The organism is Paractinoplanes lichenicola, from assembly GCF_016785085.1.
In the GTDB taxonomy this organism is placed as follows: domain Bacteria; phylum Actinomycetota; class Actinomycetes; order Mycobacteriales; family Micromonosporaceae; genus Actinoplanes; species Actinoplanes lichenicola.
This window is the reverse complement of the sequence record NZ_JAENHO010000010.1, coordinates 224,783-237,869: the sequence shown is the minus strand read 5'-3', so window position 1 is coordinate 237,869 and position 13,087 is coordinate 224,783. Positions and strand designations below refer to the sequence as shown.

Here is a 13,087-nt window from a genome sequence, read left to right as displayed (position 1 = left end):
CTTGACGGTTATATAACTCGGGTGGCATGTTGGTGGGGTGGATGCCTTGGCTGCGATCGCTGAGCCGACTCGGCGGCGGATTGTTGACGTGTTGCGGTTGCGGGAGTGCAGCGTCGGCGAGTTGGTCGACACGCTCGGCATGAGTCAGCCCGCGGTCAGCAAGCATCTGCGCGTGTTGCGCGAGGCCGGGGTGGTGATCGCCGAGACGCGGGCTCAGCAGCGGGTCTATCGGCTCGAGCCGGGGCCCTTTCGTGAGCTCGACGCGTGGCTGGCGCCGTATCGCCGGATGTGGACGCATCACCTCGCCGAGCTGGAGAGGCACCTTGACCGGAAGGAACGAGGAGGAGACCTGTGAGTTTCGACGTTGGTCAGGCCCGTGACGCGCGGCTGGAGGGCACGGGCGAGCCGTGGACCCTGGTGTTCGTCCGGGAGTTCCGGCAGGCGCCGCCGGTGGTGTGGGCCGCGCTCACCGACCCGGCCGAGCTGGACCAGTGGGCGCCGTTCATTCCCGAGCGTGATCTCAACGAGCGGGGGCCGACGACGTTCACCATGGTGGACGGGGACGTACGCGAGGACTTGCCGGCCGTCGTACGGGTGGTCGAGGCGCCCAAGGTTCTCGAATATACGTGGGGCGAGGATCTGCTGCGGTGGGAGCTCGAGGCATCCGGTGAAGGGACCCGGCTGACGCTGCGGCACACCCTGATCGAGGCGAGCGACACGGCCTCGGTGGCGACCGGCTGGCACGTCTGCGCGGTCGTGTTGCGGCACCTGCTGGACGGCGACCCGCACGGAGTGATCCGGGGGCGGGAGGCCGAGAAGTACGGCTTCGCGGAGCTGAAAGAGGCGTACGGCAAAGTTCTTGGGCTTTAGAAGCAACCCCGGCCGGCCCCTGGTTGTCCTGAAAGGATGTAAGGCGACCAGGGGGAGACCACGGGCATGGCCGGAGCGGGGTTCGACGACTTCGTGCGCAGCCGATCGACGGGGCTGCTGCGCGTCGCGTACCTGCTGACCGGGGATCGGCACGCCGCCGAGGATCTGCTGCAGGAAGTGCTCGAGCAGATGTACGTGCGCTGGCGGCGGATCGAGGGCGCACCGGAGGCGTACGCGCGCAAGGCTCTGGTCAATCGGGCGACGAACCGCTGGCGGTGGCGGGCCCGGCGGCCGGAGACGCCGCTGGGGGCCGAGCACGAGCGGGCCGGCCGCGATCACGGGGACGACGTGGCGATCCGGGCCGCCGTGCTCGACGCGCTGCGGGATCTGCCGCCCCGGCAGCGGGCCGCCGTCGTGCTGCGCTATTTGGACGATCTGCCGGTGCACGAGGTCGCGGAGGCGCTCGGCTGCACCGAGGGCACGGTCAAGAGCAACTCGTCGCGCGGGCTCGACCGGCTCAAACAGGTGCTCGGGCCGTCCCTGGTCACCGATGGGGGAGAGCGATGACCGACACCGACGTCCGGGACGTGCTGACCCGGGCCACCGACCACCTCAGCCCGGCGCCCGACCTCCTCGACCGGGTCAGAACGGGGGGTCGCAGGCGGGTCGTCCGGCGCCGGGCTGTGCTGGGAGGTGCCCTGGCCGTGGTGGCCGCGGCGGGCACGGCGCCCGCCCTCAGCGGAAAGCGGAGCGAGGAGCGCCGGCCTGGCAGGGTGACCCGGGGCGATCTGGCCGGGGACCCGGAGCTGCTCGATCGGATGCGCGCGGCCTGGCGGGTGGCGATGCCGGAGGCGCTGGGCGACATCACCGTGCTGTGGGCCGGCGCGACCGCGGCCGGGCCGGTCGGGCTGCTCAGCCAGCCGTCGGCCAGCCCGGGGCTCGACCTGCAGGGCTTCGTCGAGACGATCGACGGGCAGCTCCGCGGCCTGGCCGGCACCCTGCTCGTCGCGCGGGACACGATCGGGCCGGTCGCGCTGGCCACCGGGCCCCGGCGCGAACAGCTGATCATCGTCACCGGCGACCGGGACGTGCACCTGTCGGAGGACTACACCTTCGACGCGGCCGGACGGGTGAGCCGCCGGTTCGTCACGCTGCACGGTGACCTGGTCTTCCAGCGGCGGGTCCGGTCCCAGCGGTACGCGTTGCGGGTCGGCGCCGAGCCGGTGCCGGTCGCCCCGACGGGCGCGGTCGAGGTCAAGTCGCCCGACCTGCCCTATCCGCAGGAGGTCGAGCGGGTCATGGCCGGCGCGCCCGACATCGTGCCCGACCGGGCCGTGTGGGACGTCGCGGAGCGTGAGGGCTACCTGGACCCGTACGGGGTGGGGGTCTGGACCGGGCCGACCCAGTGGTATCTGCGCGGGATGATCCAGGACGGCCGCCAGGTGGTGGTGCAGACCGTCGCGCTGAACGGGAAGGCACGCGCGTTCTGCCTGGTCGCGCCGCCCGCCGAGATGCCCGACGCGCAGTATCTGGGCGACTCGGCCGAGGGGCTGGCGGCGACGCTCGACAACGGCGGCGGCGTGGTCGTGCCGGTCCTCTACCTGCGGCTGCCCGGCGATCTCGGCTGGGCCGTCGCCGCGCCCAACTGCGAACTGCGCTATCGCGTACGGGGTGGGAACGTCTTCCCCGTCGGCGGTGACGCCGCCCTGATCCCCGCGGCCGCGACCGAGCTGGAGGTGCAGTCGCGTCCTGGCCGCTCGGCGCGCTACGTCCTGCGCTGACCGATAGGTTTGAGGGCATGGACGTTGTGATCGGGATCGACACCGGAACCACCGCGACCAAGGGGGTCGCCGCCGCGGCGGACGGCAGCCTGCGCGCGCAGACCAGCGTCCACTATCCGTTGAGCGTGCCCGGGTCGGGCCGCGCCGAGCTCGACCCGCTCGCGCTGCGCAACGCCGCGGTCAAGGCGCTGATCGACGTGGCCACCGCCTGCCGCGACAACGGGGACCACGTCGTGGCCGTCGGGCTCAGCGCGTTCCTGCATGCGGTGGTGCCGATGGACGCGGCCGGCAGCCCGCTCGGGCCGCTCGTCACGTGGGCCGACGGGCGGGCCGGCGAGCAGAGCGAGCGCATCGTGGCCGACGGGCGCGGCAAACGGCTCCAGGCCCGTACGGGAACGCCTGTCCACCCCATGTCGCCGCTGACCAAGCTGGCCTGGTGGCGCGACAACGATCTCGAGACGCTGCAGCGGACCCCGCGCTGGGGTGGCGTGAAGGAGCTCGTGCTGGCCGGGCTGGCCGACGCGCCGTTCGCGGTCGACCTGTCGATCGCCAGCGGCACCGGCCTGTACGACATTCACGAGCGGCGCTGGGATCCGGAGGCCCTCGAGCTGGCCGGCGTGCGCGCCGAGCAGCTGGCCGAGGTGCTGCCGACGACCACCACGCTGCGGCTGCGGCCCGACGTCGCGCAGGCCGCGGGGCTCGACCCGGCGACGCCGCTGGTCATCGGGGCCGCCGACGGGCCGCTGGCCAACCTGGGCGTGGGCGCCACCCCGGCCGGCGTCGCGGCGATCTCGCTGGGCACGAGCGGCGCCCTGCGTACGGTGGTCGACCGGCCCACGGCCGACAAGGCGGGCCGGCTGTTCTGCTACGCGCTGACCGAGGACCGGTGGGTGATCGGCGGCGCGGTCAACAACGCGGGCTCGGTCGTGCGCTGGGCCGGGCAGAGCTTCGCGGGCGGGTTCGAGCGGCCGGGCGCCGAGGGGGAGGACGCCGACGAGCGCGACGCCGCCCTGCTGATCGAGGCCCAGGGGGCGCCGGCCGGCAGCGACGGGCTGCTCTGCCTGCCCTACCTGCTGGGCGAGCGCGCGCCCTGGTGGCGTCCGGGGTTGCGCGGGGCCTATCTGGGCCTGCGCCGCGAGCACGGGCGGGCCCACCTCGTGCGCTCGGCCGTCGAGGGCGTCTGCCAGCAGCTGGCCCTGGTCAAGGATTCGTTCACGGCCGAGGGCATCGAGCTTTCCTCCGTACGGGCCACCGGCGGGGCGGTCGCGTCGGAGCTCTGGGTCGGGGTGCTGGCGGCCACGCTCGACCTGCCGGTGTCGGTGGCCGACACCCCCGAGGGCACGGCGCTGGGGGCGTGCCTGCTGGCCCGGCACGCCATCGGTGAGCTGCCCGATCTCGACGCCGCGGCCGAGCTGGTGCCGCTGGGCGCGCGGACCGAGCCCGACCAGGAGAACGCTTCGTTGTACGCGCGGTTGCGTCCACTGGTGGAGACGTCGGCGCTGGCTGTGCTGGACGTGGTCAAGGAGCTGGACAAGCTGGCGCCGCAGCCTTTGCCTACCACGGAAAAGGCGGTGCAGGTCACCCCGCGTTGACGGCGTGCTCGCCCGTGAGAAAGAGTGGCGGGCGAGCGGAAGCGGAGGAACCCGGTGCGAATCCGGGACGGTCCCGCCACTGTGACCGGGGAGCGCGGCAAGCAGCGACCCGGGAGCCAGGAACTCCGGCCGCTCGTGCCATTCGCCGCGCGGGCGTGGACACCCGCGCAGAAGGGGATCCACGTGACGCCGTACCCGTTCTCGGCCGTGGTCGGCCTGCCCGACCTGCGCCTCGCCCTGCTGCTGACCGCCGTCTCACCCGCCGTGGGCGGAGTGCTCGTCCGAGGCGAGAAGGGCACAGCCAAGAGCACCGTCGTACGGGCCCTGGCCGCCCTGCTGCCCGACGTGACGGTCGTGCGCGGCTGCCGGTTCGCCTGCGACCCCGCGGCCCCCGACCCGCTCTGCCCGGACGGGCCGCACGCCGCCGACTCCCCAGGTTTCGACCGGCCCGCGACGCTGGTGGAACTGCCGGTCGGGGCGACCGAGGACCGGGTCGTGGGCACGCTCGACATCCAGCGGGCCCTGGCCGACGGGGTCAAGGCGTACGAGCCGGGGCTGCTCGCGGCGGCGCACCGCGGGGTGCTCTACGTCGACGAGGTCAACCTGCTGCCCGATCACCTGGTCGACCTGCTGCTGGACGCGGCGGCGATGGGCCGGGCCCACGTCGAGCGCGACGGGGTGTCGGTCAAGCACGCGGCCCGGTTCCTGCTGGTCGGCACGATGAACCCGGAGGAGGGCGAGCCGCGGCCCCAGCTGGTCGACCGGTTCGGGCTGGTGGTCAACGTGGCGGCGCCCCGGGACGCGCGCGACCGGGCCGAGGTGGTGCGGCGGCGGCTGGCGTACGAGGCCTCGCCGGACGCCTTCGCGGAACGGTTCGCCTCGGACGAGGTCGCGCTGGCCGGACGGATCGTGGCCGCCCGGGAGCTGCTGCCACGGGTGGAGCTGCCGGACGGGGAACTGGACCGGATCGCGCGGATCAGCCTCGCGTACGGGGTGGACGGGATGCGGGCCGACATCGTGGTCGCGCGGTGCGCGGTGGCGCTGGCGGCCTGGCACGGGCGCGACCGGGTCACCCCGGACGACGTCCGCGACGCGGCTCGGCTCGCGTTGCCGCACCGGCGCCGGAAGGATCCGCTGGACCCGCCGGGCACCGATGAGCAAAAGCTCGAGGACGCCCTGAACGAGGCGGACGCACAGCTCGAGGCCGAGCGGGCTGAGGCGGACGGGCAGCAAGGGCCGGACGACGACCCCGATGCCGGTGGGCCGGGGTCTGATGGCGGGCCGGACGACGGCGGGCCGGACGATGATGGGCCGGACGACGGAGGGCCGGGCGACGGCGGGCCGGGCGGTGATGGGTCCAACGGCGGCCCGTCGCGCGGTGGCCCGACCTCCGGGTCGCGCAATTCCTCGTTCTCGCCGAACCACTCCACTCTGCCCGACATTTCCGACAAATCGGGCAGCGGTGAAGGGGGTGGGCCGGCGAGCGGTGACGGGTCTGCGGGCGAAAGGCCTGCGGACGGCGGCAAAGCGGAGGGCTCGGCCGCTGCGGACGCGGGCGACGGCGAGCGTGCCGCGGCGGCGGCCGTTGCTCCCGGGGCCGCCTACCGCACCAAGACGTTGACGATTGTCCGGCGGGGCGAAGGTGGGCACGCGGGGCGGCGGTCGCCGTCGTTGTCGCGGCGGGGGCGGGTCGTCGGGTCGCGCGTGCCGCGCGGGAAGCTGGCCGGGGCGCCGCACCTGCCGGCGACATTGCGCGCCGCCCTGCACCGAGGCGCGACGTCGGGCCCGGATCTCCGAGAGGCTGCGACGTCGGGCCCGGATCTGCGAGAGGCTGCGACGTCGGGCTCGAATGTCCGGGAGGTTGTGCGAGGCGCGCGGCCGGCCGTGGAGGTGCGGGAGCGGGTGGTTGAGCCGCGGGATCTGCGTGAGGCGGTCCACGTCGGACGTGAGTCGAATCTGGTGTTGTTCGTTGTTGACGCCTCGGGGTCGATGGCTGCGCGCAAGCGGATGACCGTGGTCAAGACGGCTGTGCTGTCGTTGCTGCGCGACGCCTACCAGCGGCGCGACCGGATCGGGATGATCACGTTTCGGGGGCACGACGCCGAGCAGGTGCTGCCGCCCACGTCCAGCCACGAGGTCGGGGTGCTGCGGCTGGCGACGCTGCGCACGGGTGGGCGTACGCCGTTGGCCGAAGGCTTGAAACGGGCGGCCGCGACCATTGCCACCGAGCGCCGGCGGGATCCGCGACGGCGTCCGCTGCTCATCGTGGTCACCGACGGGCGGGCGACCAGCGGGCCTGATCCCGTACGGGTGGCTCCTGCTCTTGCCGGTGTGTCGACGGTGGTCGTCGACTGCGAGTCGGGACCGATCCGGCTCGGGCTGGCCGGACGGCTGGCCACCGCGCTCGGCGCCGACGTGATGCCGCTGGAGAGCCTTGAGATGGGACGGGCCGCCTGATGCCGCAGGGCAAGGTCACGACCGTACCGGACGATGGTCTGACGACCCGGCAGCGGCGGCGGCAGGCCGTGCTGGCCGTCCACACCGGACACGGCAAGGGCAAGTCGACGGCCGCGTTCGGCATGGCGTTGCGGGCGTGGAGCGCGGGCTGGCCGGTCGGCGTTTTCCAGTTCGTCAAGTCGGAGAAGTGGCGGGTCGGCGAGGAGACCGCCCTCAAGGCGCTCGGCCAGACCGGGGGAGCCCCTGTGACCTGGCACAAGATGGGCGAGGGGTGGTCGTGGATCCAGCGCGCGGGCACCGAGCGTGACCACGCCGCCGAGGCCGCCGAGGGCTGGGCGCAGATCAAGCGCGACCTGGCCGCCGAGACCTACAAGTTCCTGGTGCTCGACGAGTTCACCTACCCGATGAAGTGGGGCTGGGTCGACGTCGACGACGTGGTGGCGACGCTGACCGAGCGGCCCGGCACGCAACACGTGGTGATCACCGGCCGCGACGCGGCGCCGGCCCTGCTCGAGGCGGCCGACCTGGTGACCGAGATGACGAAGGTGAAACACCCGATGGACGCGGGACGCAAGGGGCAGCAGGGCATCGAATGGTGAGCATCCCGCGCGTCGTGATCGGCGCGCCCGCCTCCGGGCACGGCAAGACGACGGTGGCGACCGGGCTGCTCGCGGCGTTCGCGCGCCGGGGGCTGGCGGTGGCGCCGTTCAAGGTCGGCCCCGACTACATCGACCCCGGCTATCACGCGCTGGCGGCGGGCCGGCCCGGCCGCAACCTCGACCCGGTGCTGGTCGGCGAGGATTTGATCGGGCCGCTGTTCGCGCACGGTTCCGAGGGCACGTCGCTCGCGGTCGTCGAGGGCGTAATGGGCCTCTACGACGGGCGGACCGGCGCGGGCGAGACCGGCTCGACGGCCCAGGTCGCCCAGCTGCTCGACGCCCCGGTGATCCTGGTCGTCGACGCGGCGGCCCAGGGCCGTTCGATCGCCGCGCTGGTGCACGGCTTCCGCAGCTTCGGCAACGTCCGGATGGCCGGCGTGATCCTCAACCGGGTCGGCTCCGACCGGCACGAGGCGATCCTGCGCGAGGCCTGCGAGGAGGTCGGCACGCCGGTGCTGGGGGCGATGCGCCGCGCCGACGCGGTGGCCGCGCCCTCCCGCCACCTGGGCCTGGTGCCCGCGGCCGAACGCCGGGCCGAGGCCCGGGAGTCGGTGGACGCCCTGGCCTCGCTGATCGAGGCCTCGGTCGACCTGGCCGAGGTGATGGCGATCGCCCGCTCGGCCCCGCCGCTGGACGCGACGCCGTGGTCGCCGCGGGCCGAGTCGCCGGTGACCGGGCGGCCCGTGGTGGCGCTGGCCGGCGGTCCCGCGTTCTCTTTCGCGTACGCCGAGACGGCCGAACTGCTGCAAGGCGCGGGCGCCGAGGTCGTCACCGTCGACCCGCTGCACGACGAGGCCCTGCCCGACGGCACCCGCGCGCTGGTGGTCGGCGGCGGCTTCCCCGAGGTGTACGCCGCCGAGCTGTCGGCCAACGAACCCCTGCGCCGGGCCGTGGCCGACCTGGCCGCCGGCGGGGGCAGGATGGTCGCCGAATGCGCCGGCCTGCTCTGGCTCTGCAACACCCTCGACGGCGCCCCCATGTGCGGAGTCATCGACGCGGAAGCGGCCATGACCCCGTCGCTGACCCTGGGCTACCGGGATGCGGTCGCCCTCACCGACAGCCCCCTGGCCCCAGCCGGCACCCGCGTCACCGGCCACGAATTCCACCGCACCACGGTCCACCCCCGCTCGGGTCTGCTCCTCTCCCCAGCCGGTGGCGCAGCCTGGGCCTGGCGCGGCGCCGACCCGGAAGGCTTCGCCACCCCGACGGTGCAGGCCTCCTACCTGCACCTGCACTGGGCGGGCAACCCAGGCTTCGCCTCCCGCCTGGTCGCCGCGCTATGACGTCTGGCCGTCCCGCCGGGAGCGCTGTCGCGGCATCTGGTCGCCCGAGTCGCCGGCCGCTTGGTCGCCGCGTTATGACCGGTGGCCGTCCCGCCGAGAGCGCTGTCGCGCATCCGGCCGTTCGAGTCGACGGCTGATGGCCGTTGCTGTCGGGGTCGGCGCGCGTAGCTCCGCCTCCGGGGACGACCTGCGCGCCGCCGTCGGGGCGGCCCTGCGGGCGGCCGGCCTGACCCCGGCCGACGTCGCGGCGCTGGCCACGCTCGACCGCCGCGGCGCCGATGCCACGGTGCGCGACCTGGCGTCCGGGCACGGCTGGCGGCTCGCCCTCTTCACCGCCGCCGAGCTCTCCGCCCGCGCGGTCCCCACACCCAGCTCCGCGGTGACCGCCGCGGTCGGCACCCCGAGCGTGGCCGAGGCCGCCGCCCTGTGCGCCGCCGGCCCGGACGGCGTGCTCCTCCTTCCCAAGCGGGTCTTCCCTTCAGTGACCGTGGCGATAGCCGCGACCCCCGGATTGGCCGTTCAGCCCGCCCCGGCGGCGCATTAGCGTCGATCGCATGAGTGCGGCGAGCGTCAACGGGATCACGATCGACTACGACGACAGCGGGGACGGGCGGCCGCTGGTGCTGGTGCACGGGCATCCCTTCGATCGCTCGATGTGGCGGCCGCAGGTCGAGGCGCTGGCCGGCTCGGGGTGGCGGGTGATCACCGCCGACCTGCGGGGTTACGGCCGGACGACCGTGGTGCCGGGCAGGACGCCGTTGCCGACCTTTGCCCAGGACGTGGCGGGGCTGGCCGACCACCTGGGGATCGACAACTTCGTGCTGGGCGGGCTGTCGATGGGCGGGCAGATCGTCATGGAGTGCTACCGGCAGTTCCCGGCCCGGATCGAGGGGCTGATCCTGGCCGACACCTTTCCCCGCGCTGACACCCCTGAGGGCCGCGAGGCGCGCCGGGCGGCGGCCGACCGCTTCGAGGCCGAAGGCAACGGCTGGTATGCCCGGGAGAACCTGGCCAAGATGCTCGCCGCCTACAACGTCGACGCCATGCCGGCCGTGGCTGAGCACGTGACGACGATGATGACGAGCGCGCCGTCGGCCGGAGCTGCGGCCGCGCTGCGGGGCCGGGCCGAGCGCCCCGACTATCGCGAGCTGCTCACTACGGTCACCGTCCCGACCCTGATCGTGGTCGGCCGCGACGACGAGTTCACCCCCGTCAGCGACGCCGAGGAGATGCAGGCCCTGATCCCGCGGGCCCGCCTCGTCATCGTCGACAACGCGGGTCATCTGCCCAACCTTGAGCAGCCGAAGGTCTTCGACGACGCCCTGGCCTCTTTCCTGGCGACGCTCTGAGCGCCGAATGGGGGTGCCGGCTCAGTCGGGTCGCGGGGGTGGAAGGCGTTAATGGATTCATGCCCGAGACGGTAGGGGGGGCCGTCCTCGAGGCGTCAACCCGAGGGTTGACTTCGGGCTCCGAAGAAATCGAACCACGGGTTGACGCCCCGGAACGCCGGCTCGGGCAAGCTGAAGGCCGGATCGAAGGGGCCGGCCGGGACTGGTCAAGCAGAGCCGTCGCGGACCGGTATCGATCGATGGCGGGGCCGCCGGGCTGGTGAGGGCGGCCGGTGGGACTGGCGGGCTGGTGAGGGCGGCTGGGCTGGTGAGGGCGGCTGGGCTGGTGAGGGCGGCTGGGCTGGTGAGGGCGGCCGATGGGCGGGGCGGGCCGGTGGGAATGGCGGGCTGGTGAGGGCGGCCGATGGGTGGGGCGGGTCGGTGGGACTGGCGCGCTGGTGAGGGCGGCTGGGGACCGACGAGCCGGTCCCCAGCCAGGGGTCAGTGGTCGCGGGGGAGAGAAGCGGGCGCGGTGGCCCAGGTGGTGTTGGCGGCCGTGCCGAGGGTGAAGTCGAGCGTGCCGCCGCGCAGGATGAACGACTCCGGCAGCCAGGACTGGGTGAGCTTGGCGCCGTTGAGGCGGGCGCTCTGGACGTACTTGTCGGTGGTGTTCGCGTTGATGACGAGGCGGGTGTTGCCGGCGCGGGTGAGCTCGACCCGGGTGAAGACCGGGCTGCCGACCAGCAGCTCGGCCCGCCCCGGCACCTGCGGGAAGAGGCCGATCGCGGCGAAGACGTACCAGGCGCTCATCGTGCCCAGGTCGTCGTTGCCGGGCAGGCCGCCGGGGCCCACGCCGTAGGCGGTGTCGACGATCTGCCGTACGGTCTCCTGGGTCTTCCACGGCTGGCCGAGCCCGTTGTAGAGCCACGGCGCGTGGATGCCGGGCTCGTTCGTCGGGTCGTAGCGCAGGGCGTTGCCGCCGAGCACGGCCCAGTTGCCGTTCTCGTCGTGGAACAGGGTGTCGAGCCGGGCCGCCGCCGCCGAGCGGCCGCCCATCAGCGTGGCCAGCCCGGAGACGTCCTGCGGCACCATCCAGGTGTAGGTGGCGCTGGAGCCCTGCGCGAAGCCGACGTCGGTGGACGGCGTGAACCCGGCCTGCCAGGAGCCGTCGGCCCGCCGGGCGGCCTGATAACCCACGGCCGGGTTGTACGTGTTCTTCCAGTAGTCGCCGCGCGGCAGGAGCCGGCGATACAGGTCGGCCCGCCCGGCGCGCTGGGCCCACATCGCCAGCGAGAAGTCGGCCAGCGAGTTCTCGAGGGTCTCGGCCGCCCCGCCCCAGCAGTGGCAGATGTCGTTGGCGGCGTAACGCAGGGCCAGGTAGGTGTTGAGCGTGGGCCGCTGCCCCTTGCACTGGCCGGGGCAGCCGAGGTCCGACAGCGCGTCCGGATTCTGCACGGTGGCCTGCTTGACCAGCGAGTCGAGGGCGGCGCGGTCGTCGAAGTTGCGCACCCCCATCGCATACCAGGTGGCCAGCGTGGGCGCGGCCGGGTCGCCGGTCATCACGTGGGTGGGCGCGCCCAGGTGCAGCCATCGATCCCAGACACCGTTGTTCTGCGCCGCGAAATCGATCATCGACGTTGCCATGTCGCCGGCCACGTCCGGTCGCAGCAGCCCGAGCAGCTGGATCTGGGCCCGGTATTGGTCCCATCCGGAGAAGGTCCCGTACGCCGCTTTCTGCCCCGGCCGGAGCCGATGGGCCTGCATGTCGGCGCCGAGATACTGCCCGTCGAGATCGTTCATCGTCTGTGGCTGCATCAGCGAGTGATAGACGGCCGTATAGAAGGCCCTCGTTCGATCCTCGGTGCCGCCGCCGACCCGGACCCGCTTCAGTTCAGTGTTCCAAGCGTCCCGAGTCGCATTGCCGACGGTCAATGGCGTCGACCCCGCCGGGACCTCCGTTTCACGGTTCGCCGCGGCTCCGGAAGCACTGACGTACGAGATGCCGATCCGCATGCGGACATCACTGTCCGTAGCCGTGTCGAACCCGACCCAGCCGCCCGAGCCCTTGCCGGCCCGGTCCGTGCCGGTCAGATATCCCTCGCCGCCGGAGGCCGTCGTCGCCCCCGGATTTCGGCTCGAGTCCCGCCAGGTGCCCGTCGTGGCGAAGTCCCGGTCGAAGACGGCGCTGAAATAGAGCTTGTAATAGGAGCGGCGGTTGGGGTTCGTCGCGCCCCCGCCGTTGCCCCGGCGACCGCAGAATCCGCCCGTCAAGACCCAGCCTTCCACCGTACGGGTGGCGGGGTTGATGTCGATGCCCGCGTCCTCGCTGCCATTGAGCGAGTTCGACGTGCGGAACAGCAGGCTGGCGGCCGAGCCGGCGGGGAAGCTGAAGTCGCCGACGCCGGCCCGGGTGTTGACGGCGAGGTCCGCGCGGGCCCCCGAGTCCAGGGTCACTGCATACCGCCCGGGGGTAGCGGTCTCATTCGCGTGGCTGAATGTCGCGGCGTACTTCGCGTCCTTGGTGTCGGCAGTCGGGGAGGAGTCGACCGGGCCCACGTGGGGCAGGATCGGGACGTCCCCGGCGGCCCCCGGCGAGCAGCCGGCGCCATTGACGTGCGTCAGGCTGAAACCGCGCAGCCTGGTGACGTTGTAGTCGTAGCCGTTGGAGGCCGGCGCCGACGTCTGGTCCCCGGTCGTGGCGGTCGGGCTCCAGGCCATCATGCCGAACGGGCGGGTCGCTCCCGGCCACGTGTTGCCCCCGCGGGTGGTCCCGATGAACGGGTCCACGTAAGCCGCCGGATCCGCCACGAGGCTTACCGGCGCGGCCTCGGCGGGGGCCGCGACGGCCACCGTGGCCGCGACCAGCAGGGCCGTGGCGGCGGTTAATGTCCGACGAATTTCCGGTATCGACATGCGTCATCCTCTCTAGAGCCGCCGAAAACGTACTCCAGAAGGCCGTTTTTCGCGTGTCCGGAGGGGTGAACTGCGCATGGACACTGTGCATCGTTAGTGATCGATCGATTACGGGCCGGAACCGGAAACCGTTGCGGCGTAAGGCGTGGAGGCGTTTTTCGCGATGTCCGCGGTGTGCCCGCGCGAACTGCGCGGCCTGGTCGC

The 13,087-nt window shown here is 73.1% G+C and carries 11 protein-coding genes and 1 riboswitch; of the genes, 10 read left to right on the top strand and 1 reads right to left on the bottom strand.

The genetic code is table 11. The features are described from left to right. Positions 1-37: 37 nt before the first annotated feature. From JKJ07_RS32860 to JKJ07_RS32815, 10 genes are all read left to right on the top strand, one after another. Positions 38-355 carry an ArsR/SmtB family transcription factor gene (locus tag JKJ07_RS32860; RefSeq protein WP_202995762.1) on the top strand — a complete coding sequence of 106 codons (318 nt, stop codon included), beginning with the start codon at positions 38-40 and terminating at the stop codon, positions 353-355. Next, positions 352-870 (top strand): SRPBCC family protein, encoded by a 519-nt coding sequence (locus JKJ07_RS32855; RefSeq protein ID WP_202995761.1) that lies wholly within the window; start codon positions 352-354, stop codon positions 868-870. The genes JKJ07_RS32860 and JKJ07_RS32855 overlap by 4 nt, the downstream gene beginning before the upstream one ends. A 66-nt stretch (positions 871-936) precedes the next feature. Next, complete coding sequence (locus tag JKJ07_RS32850) at positions 937-1,437, top strand: SigE family RNA polymerase sigma factor (protein ID WP_202995760.1); 501 nt, start codon at positions 937-939, stop codon at positions 1,435-1,437. Then, complete coding sequence (locus tag JKJ07_RS32845) at positions 1,434-2,651, top strand: hypothetical protein (protein WP_202995759.1); 1,218 nt, start codon at positions 1,434-1,436, stop codon at positions 2,649-2,651. The genes JKJ07_RS32850 and JKJ07_RS32845 overlap by 4 nt, the downstream gene beginning before the upstream one ends. 17 nt (positions 2,652-2,668) lie before the next feature. Next, the gene (locus JKJ07_RS32840; RefSeq protein WP_202995758.1) at positions 2,669-4,243 is read left to right on the top strand and encodes a gluconokinase; all 1,575 of its coding nucleotides are present in this window, start codon (positions 2,669-2,671) and stop codon (positions 4,241-4,243) included. After that, positions 4,227-4,391: riboswitch (cobalamin riboswitch) on the top strand. Its footprint overlaps the gene before it by 17 nt. Before the next feature lie 35 nt (positions 4,392-4,426). Continuing rightward, on the top strand, positions 4,427-6,700 hold the full coding sequence (locus JKJ07_RS32835) for a VWA domain-containing protein (protein ID WP_202995757.1): 2,274 nt from the start codon (positions 4,427-4,429) through the stop codon (positions 6,698-6,700). After that, the gene (cobO, locus tag JKJ07_RS32830; RefSeq protein WP_202995756.1) at positions 6,700-7,299 is read left to right on the top strand and encodes a cob(I)yrinic acid a,c-diamide adenosyltransferase; all 600 of its coding nucleotides are present in this window, start codon (positions 6,700-6,702) and stop codon (positions 7,297-7,299) included. Before JKJ07_RS32835 ends, cobO begins: the two co-directional genes overlap by 1 nt. Next, positions 7,293-8,642, top strand: a complete 1,350-nt coding sequence (locus tag JKJ07_RS32825) for a cobyrinic acid a,c-diamide synthase CobB (RefSeq protein WP_202995755.1) — start codon at positions 7,293-7,295, stop codon at positions 8,640-8,642. The genes cobO and JKJ07_RS32825 overlap by 7 nt, the downstream gene beginning before the upstream one ends. Before the next feature lie 136 nt (positions 8,643-8,778). Continuing rightward, positions 8,779-9,186, top strand: coding sequence for a cobalamin biosynthesis protein (locus JKJ07_RS32820; protein WP_202995754.1), 408 nt, complete (start codon positions 8,779-8,781; stop codon positions 9,184-9,186). A gap of 10 nt (positions 9,187-9,196) precedes the next feature. After that, positions 9,197-9,991 (top strand): alpha/beta fold hydrolase, encoded by a 795-nt coding sequence (locus JKJ07_RS32815; protein WP_202995753.1) that lies wholly within the window; start codon positions 9,197-9,199, stop codon positions 9,989-9,991. Between the two features lie 480 nt (positions 9,992-10,471). Here the strand turns inward: JKJ07_RS32815 and JKJ07_RS32810 are convergent, their stop codons facing one another. After that, positions 10,472-12,883, bottom strand: a complete 2,412-nt coding sequence (locus JKJ07_RS32810) for a GH92 family glycosyl hydrolase (protein ID WP_202995752.1) — start codon at positions 12,881-12,883, stop codon at positions 10,472-10,474. Between the last annotated feature and the right edge of the window lie 204 nt (positions 12,884-13,087).

What these genes read in the sequence shown, in the direction of transcription:
- JKJ07_RS32850 (WP_202995760.1), top strand. Translation starts at nt 937, where the DNA reads ATGGCCGGAGCGGGGTTCGACGACTTCGTGCGCAGCCGATCGACGGGG.
- JKJ07_RS32845 (WP_202995759.1), top strand. Translation starts at nt 1,434, where the DNA reads ATGACCGACACCGACGTCCGGGACGTGCTGACCCGGGCCACCGACCAC.
- JKJ07_RS32840 (WP_202995758.1), top strand. Translation starts at nt 2,669, where the DNA reads ATGGACGTTGTGATCGGGATCGACACCGGAACCACCGCGACCAAGGGG.
- cobO (WP_202995756.1), top strand. Translation starts at nt 6,700, where the DNA reads ATGCCGCAGGGCAAGGTCACGACCGTACCGGACGATGGTCTGACGACC.
- JKJ07_RS32825 (WP_202995755.1), top strand. Translation starts at nt 7,293, where the DNA reads ATGGTGAGCATCCCGCGCGTCGTGATCGGCGCGCCCGCCTCCGGGCAC.
- JKJ07_RS32820 (WP_202995754.1), top strand. Translation starts at nt 8,779, where the DNA reads ATGGCCGTTGCTGTCGGGGTCGGCGCGCGTAGCTCCGCCTCCGGGGAC.
- JKJ07_RS32815 (WP_202995753.1), top strand. Translation starts at nt 9,197, where the DNA reads ATGAGTGCGGCGAGCGTCAACGGGATCACGATCGACTACGACGACAGC.
- JKJ07_RS32810 (WP_202995752.1), bottom strand. Translation starts at nt 12,883, where the DNA reads ATGTCGATACCGGAAATTCGTCGGACATTAACCGCCGCCACGGCCCTG.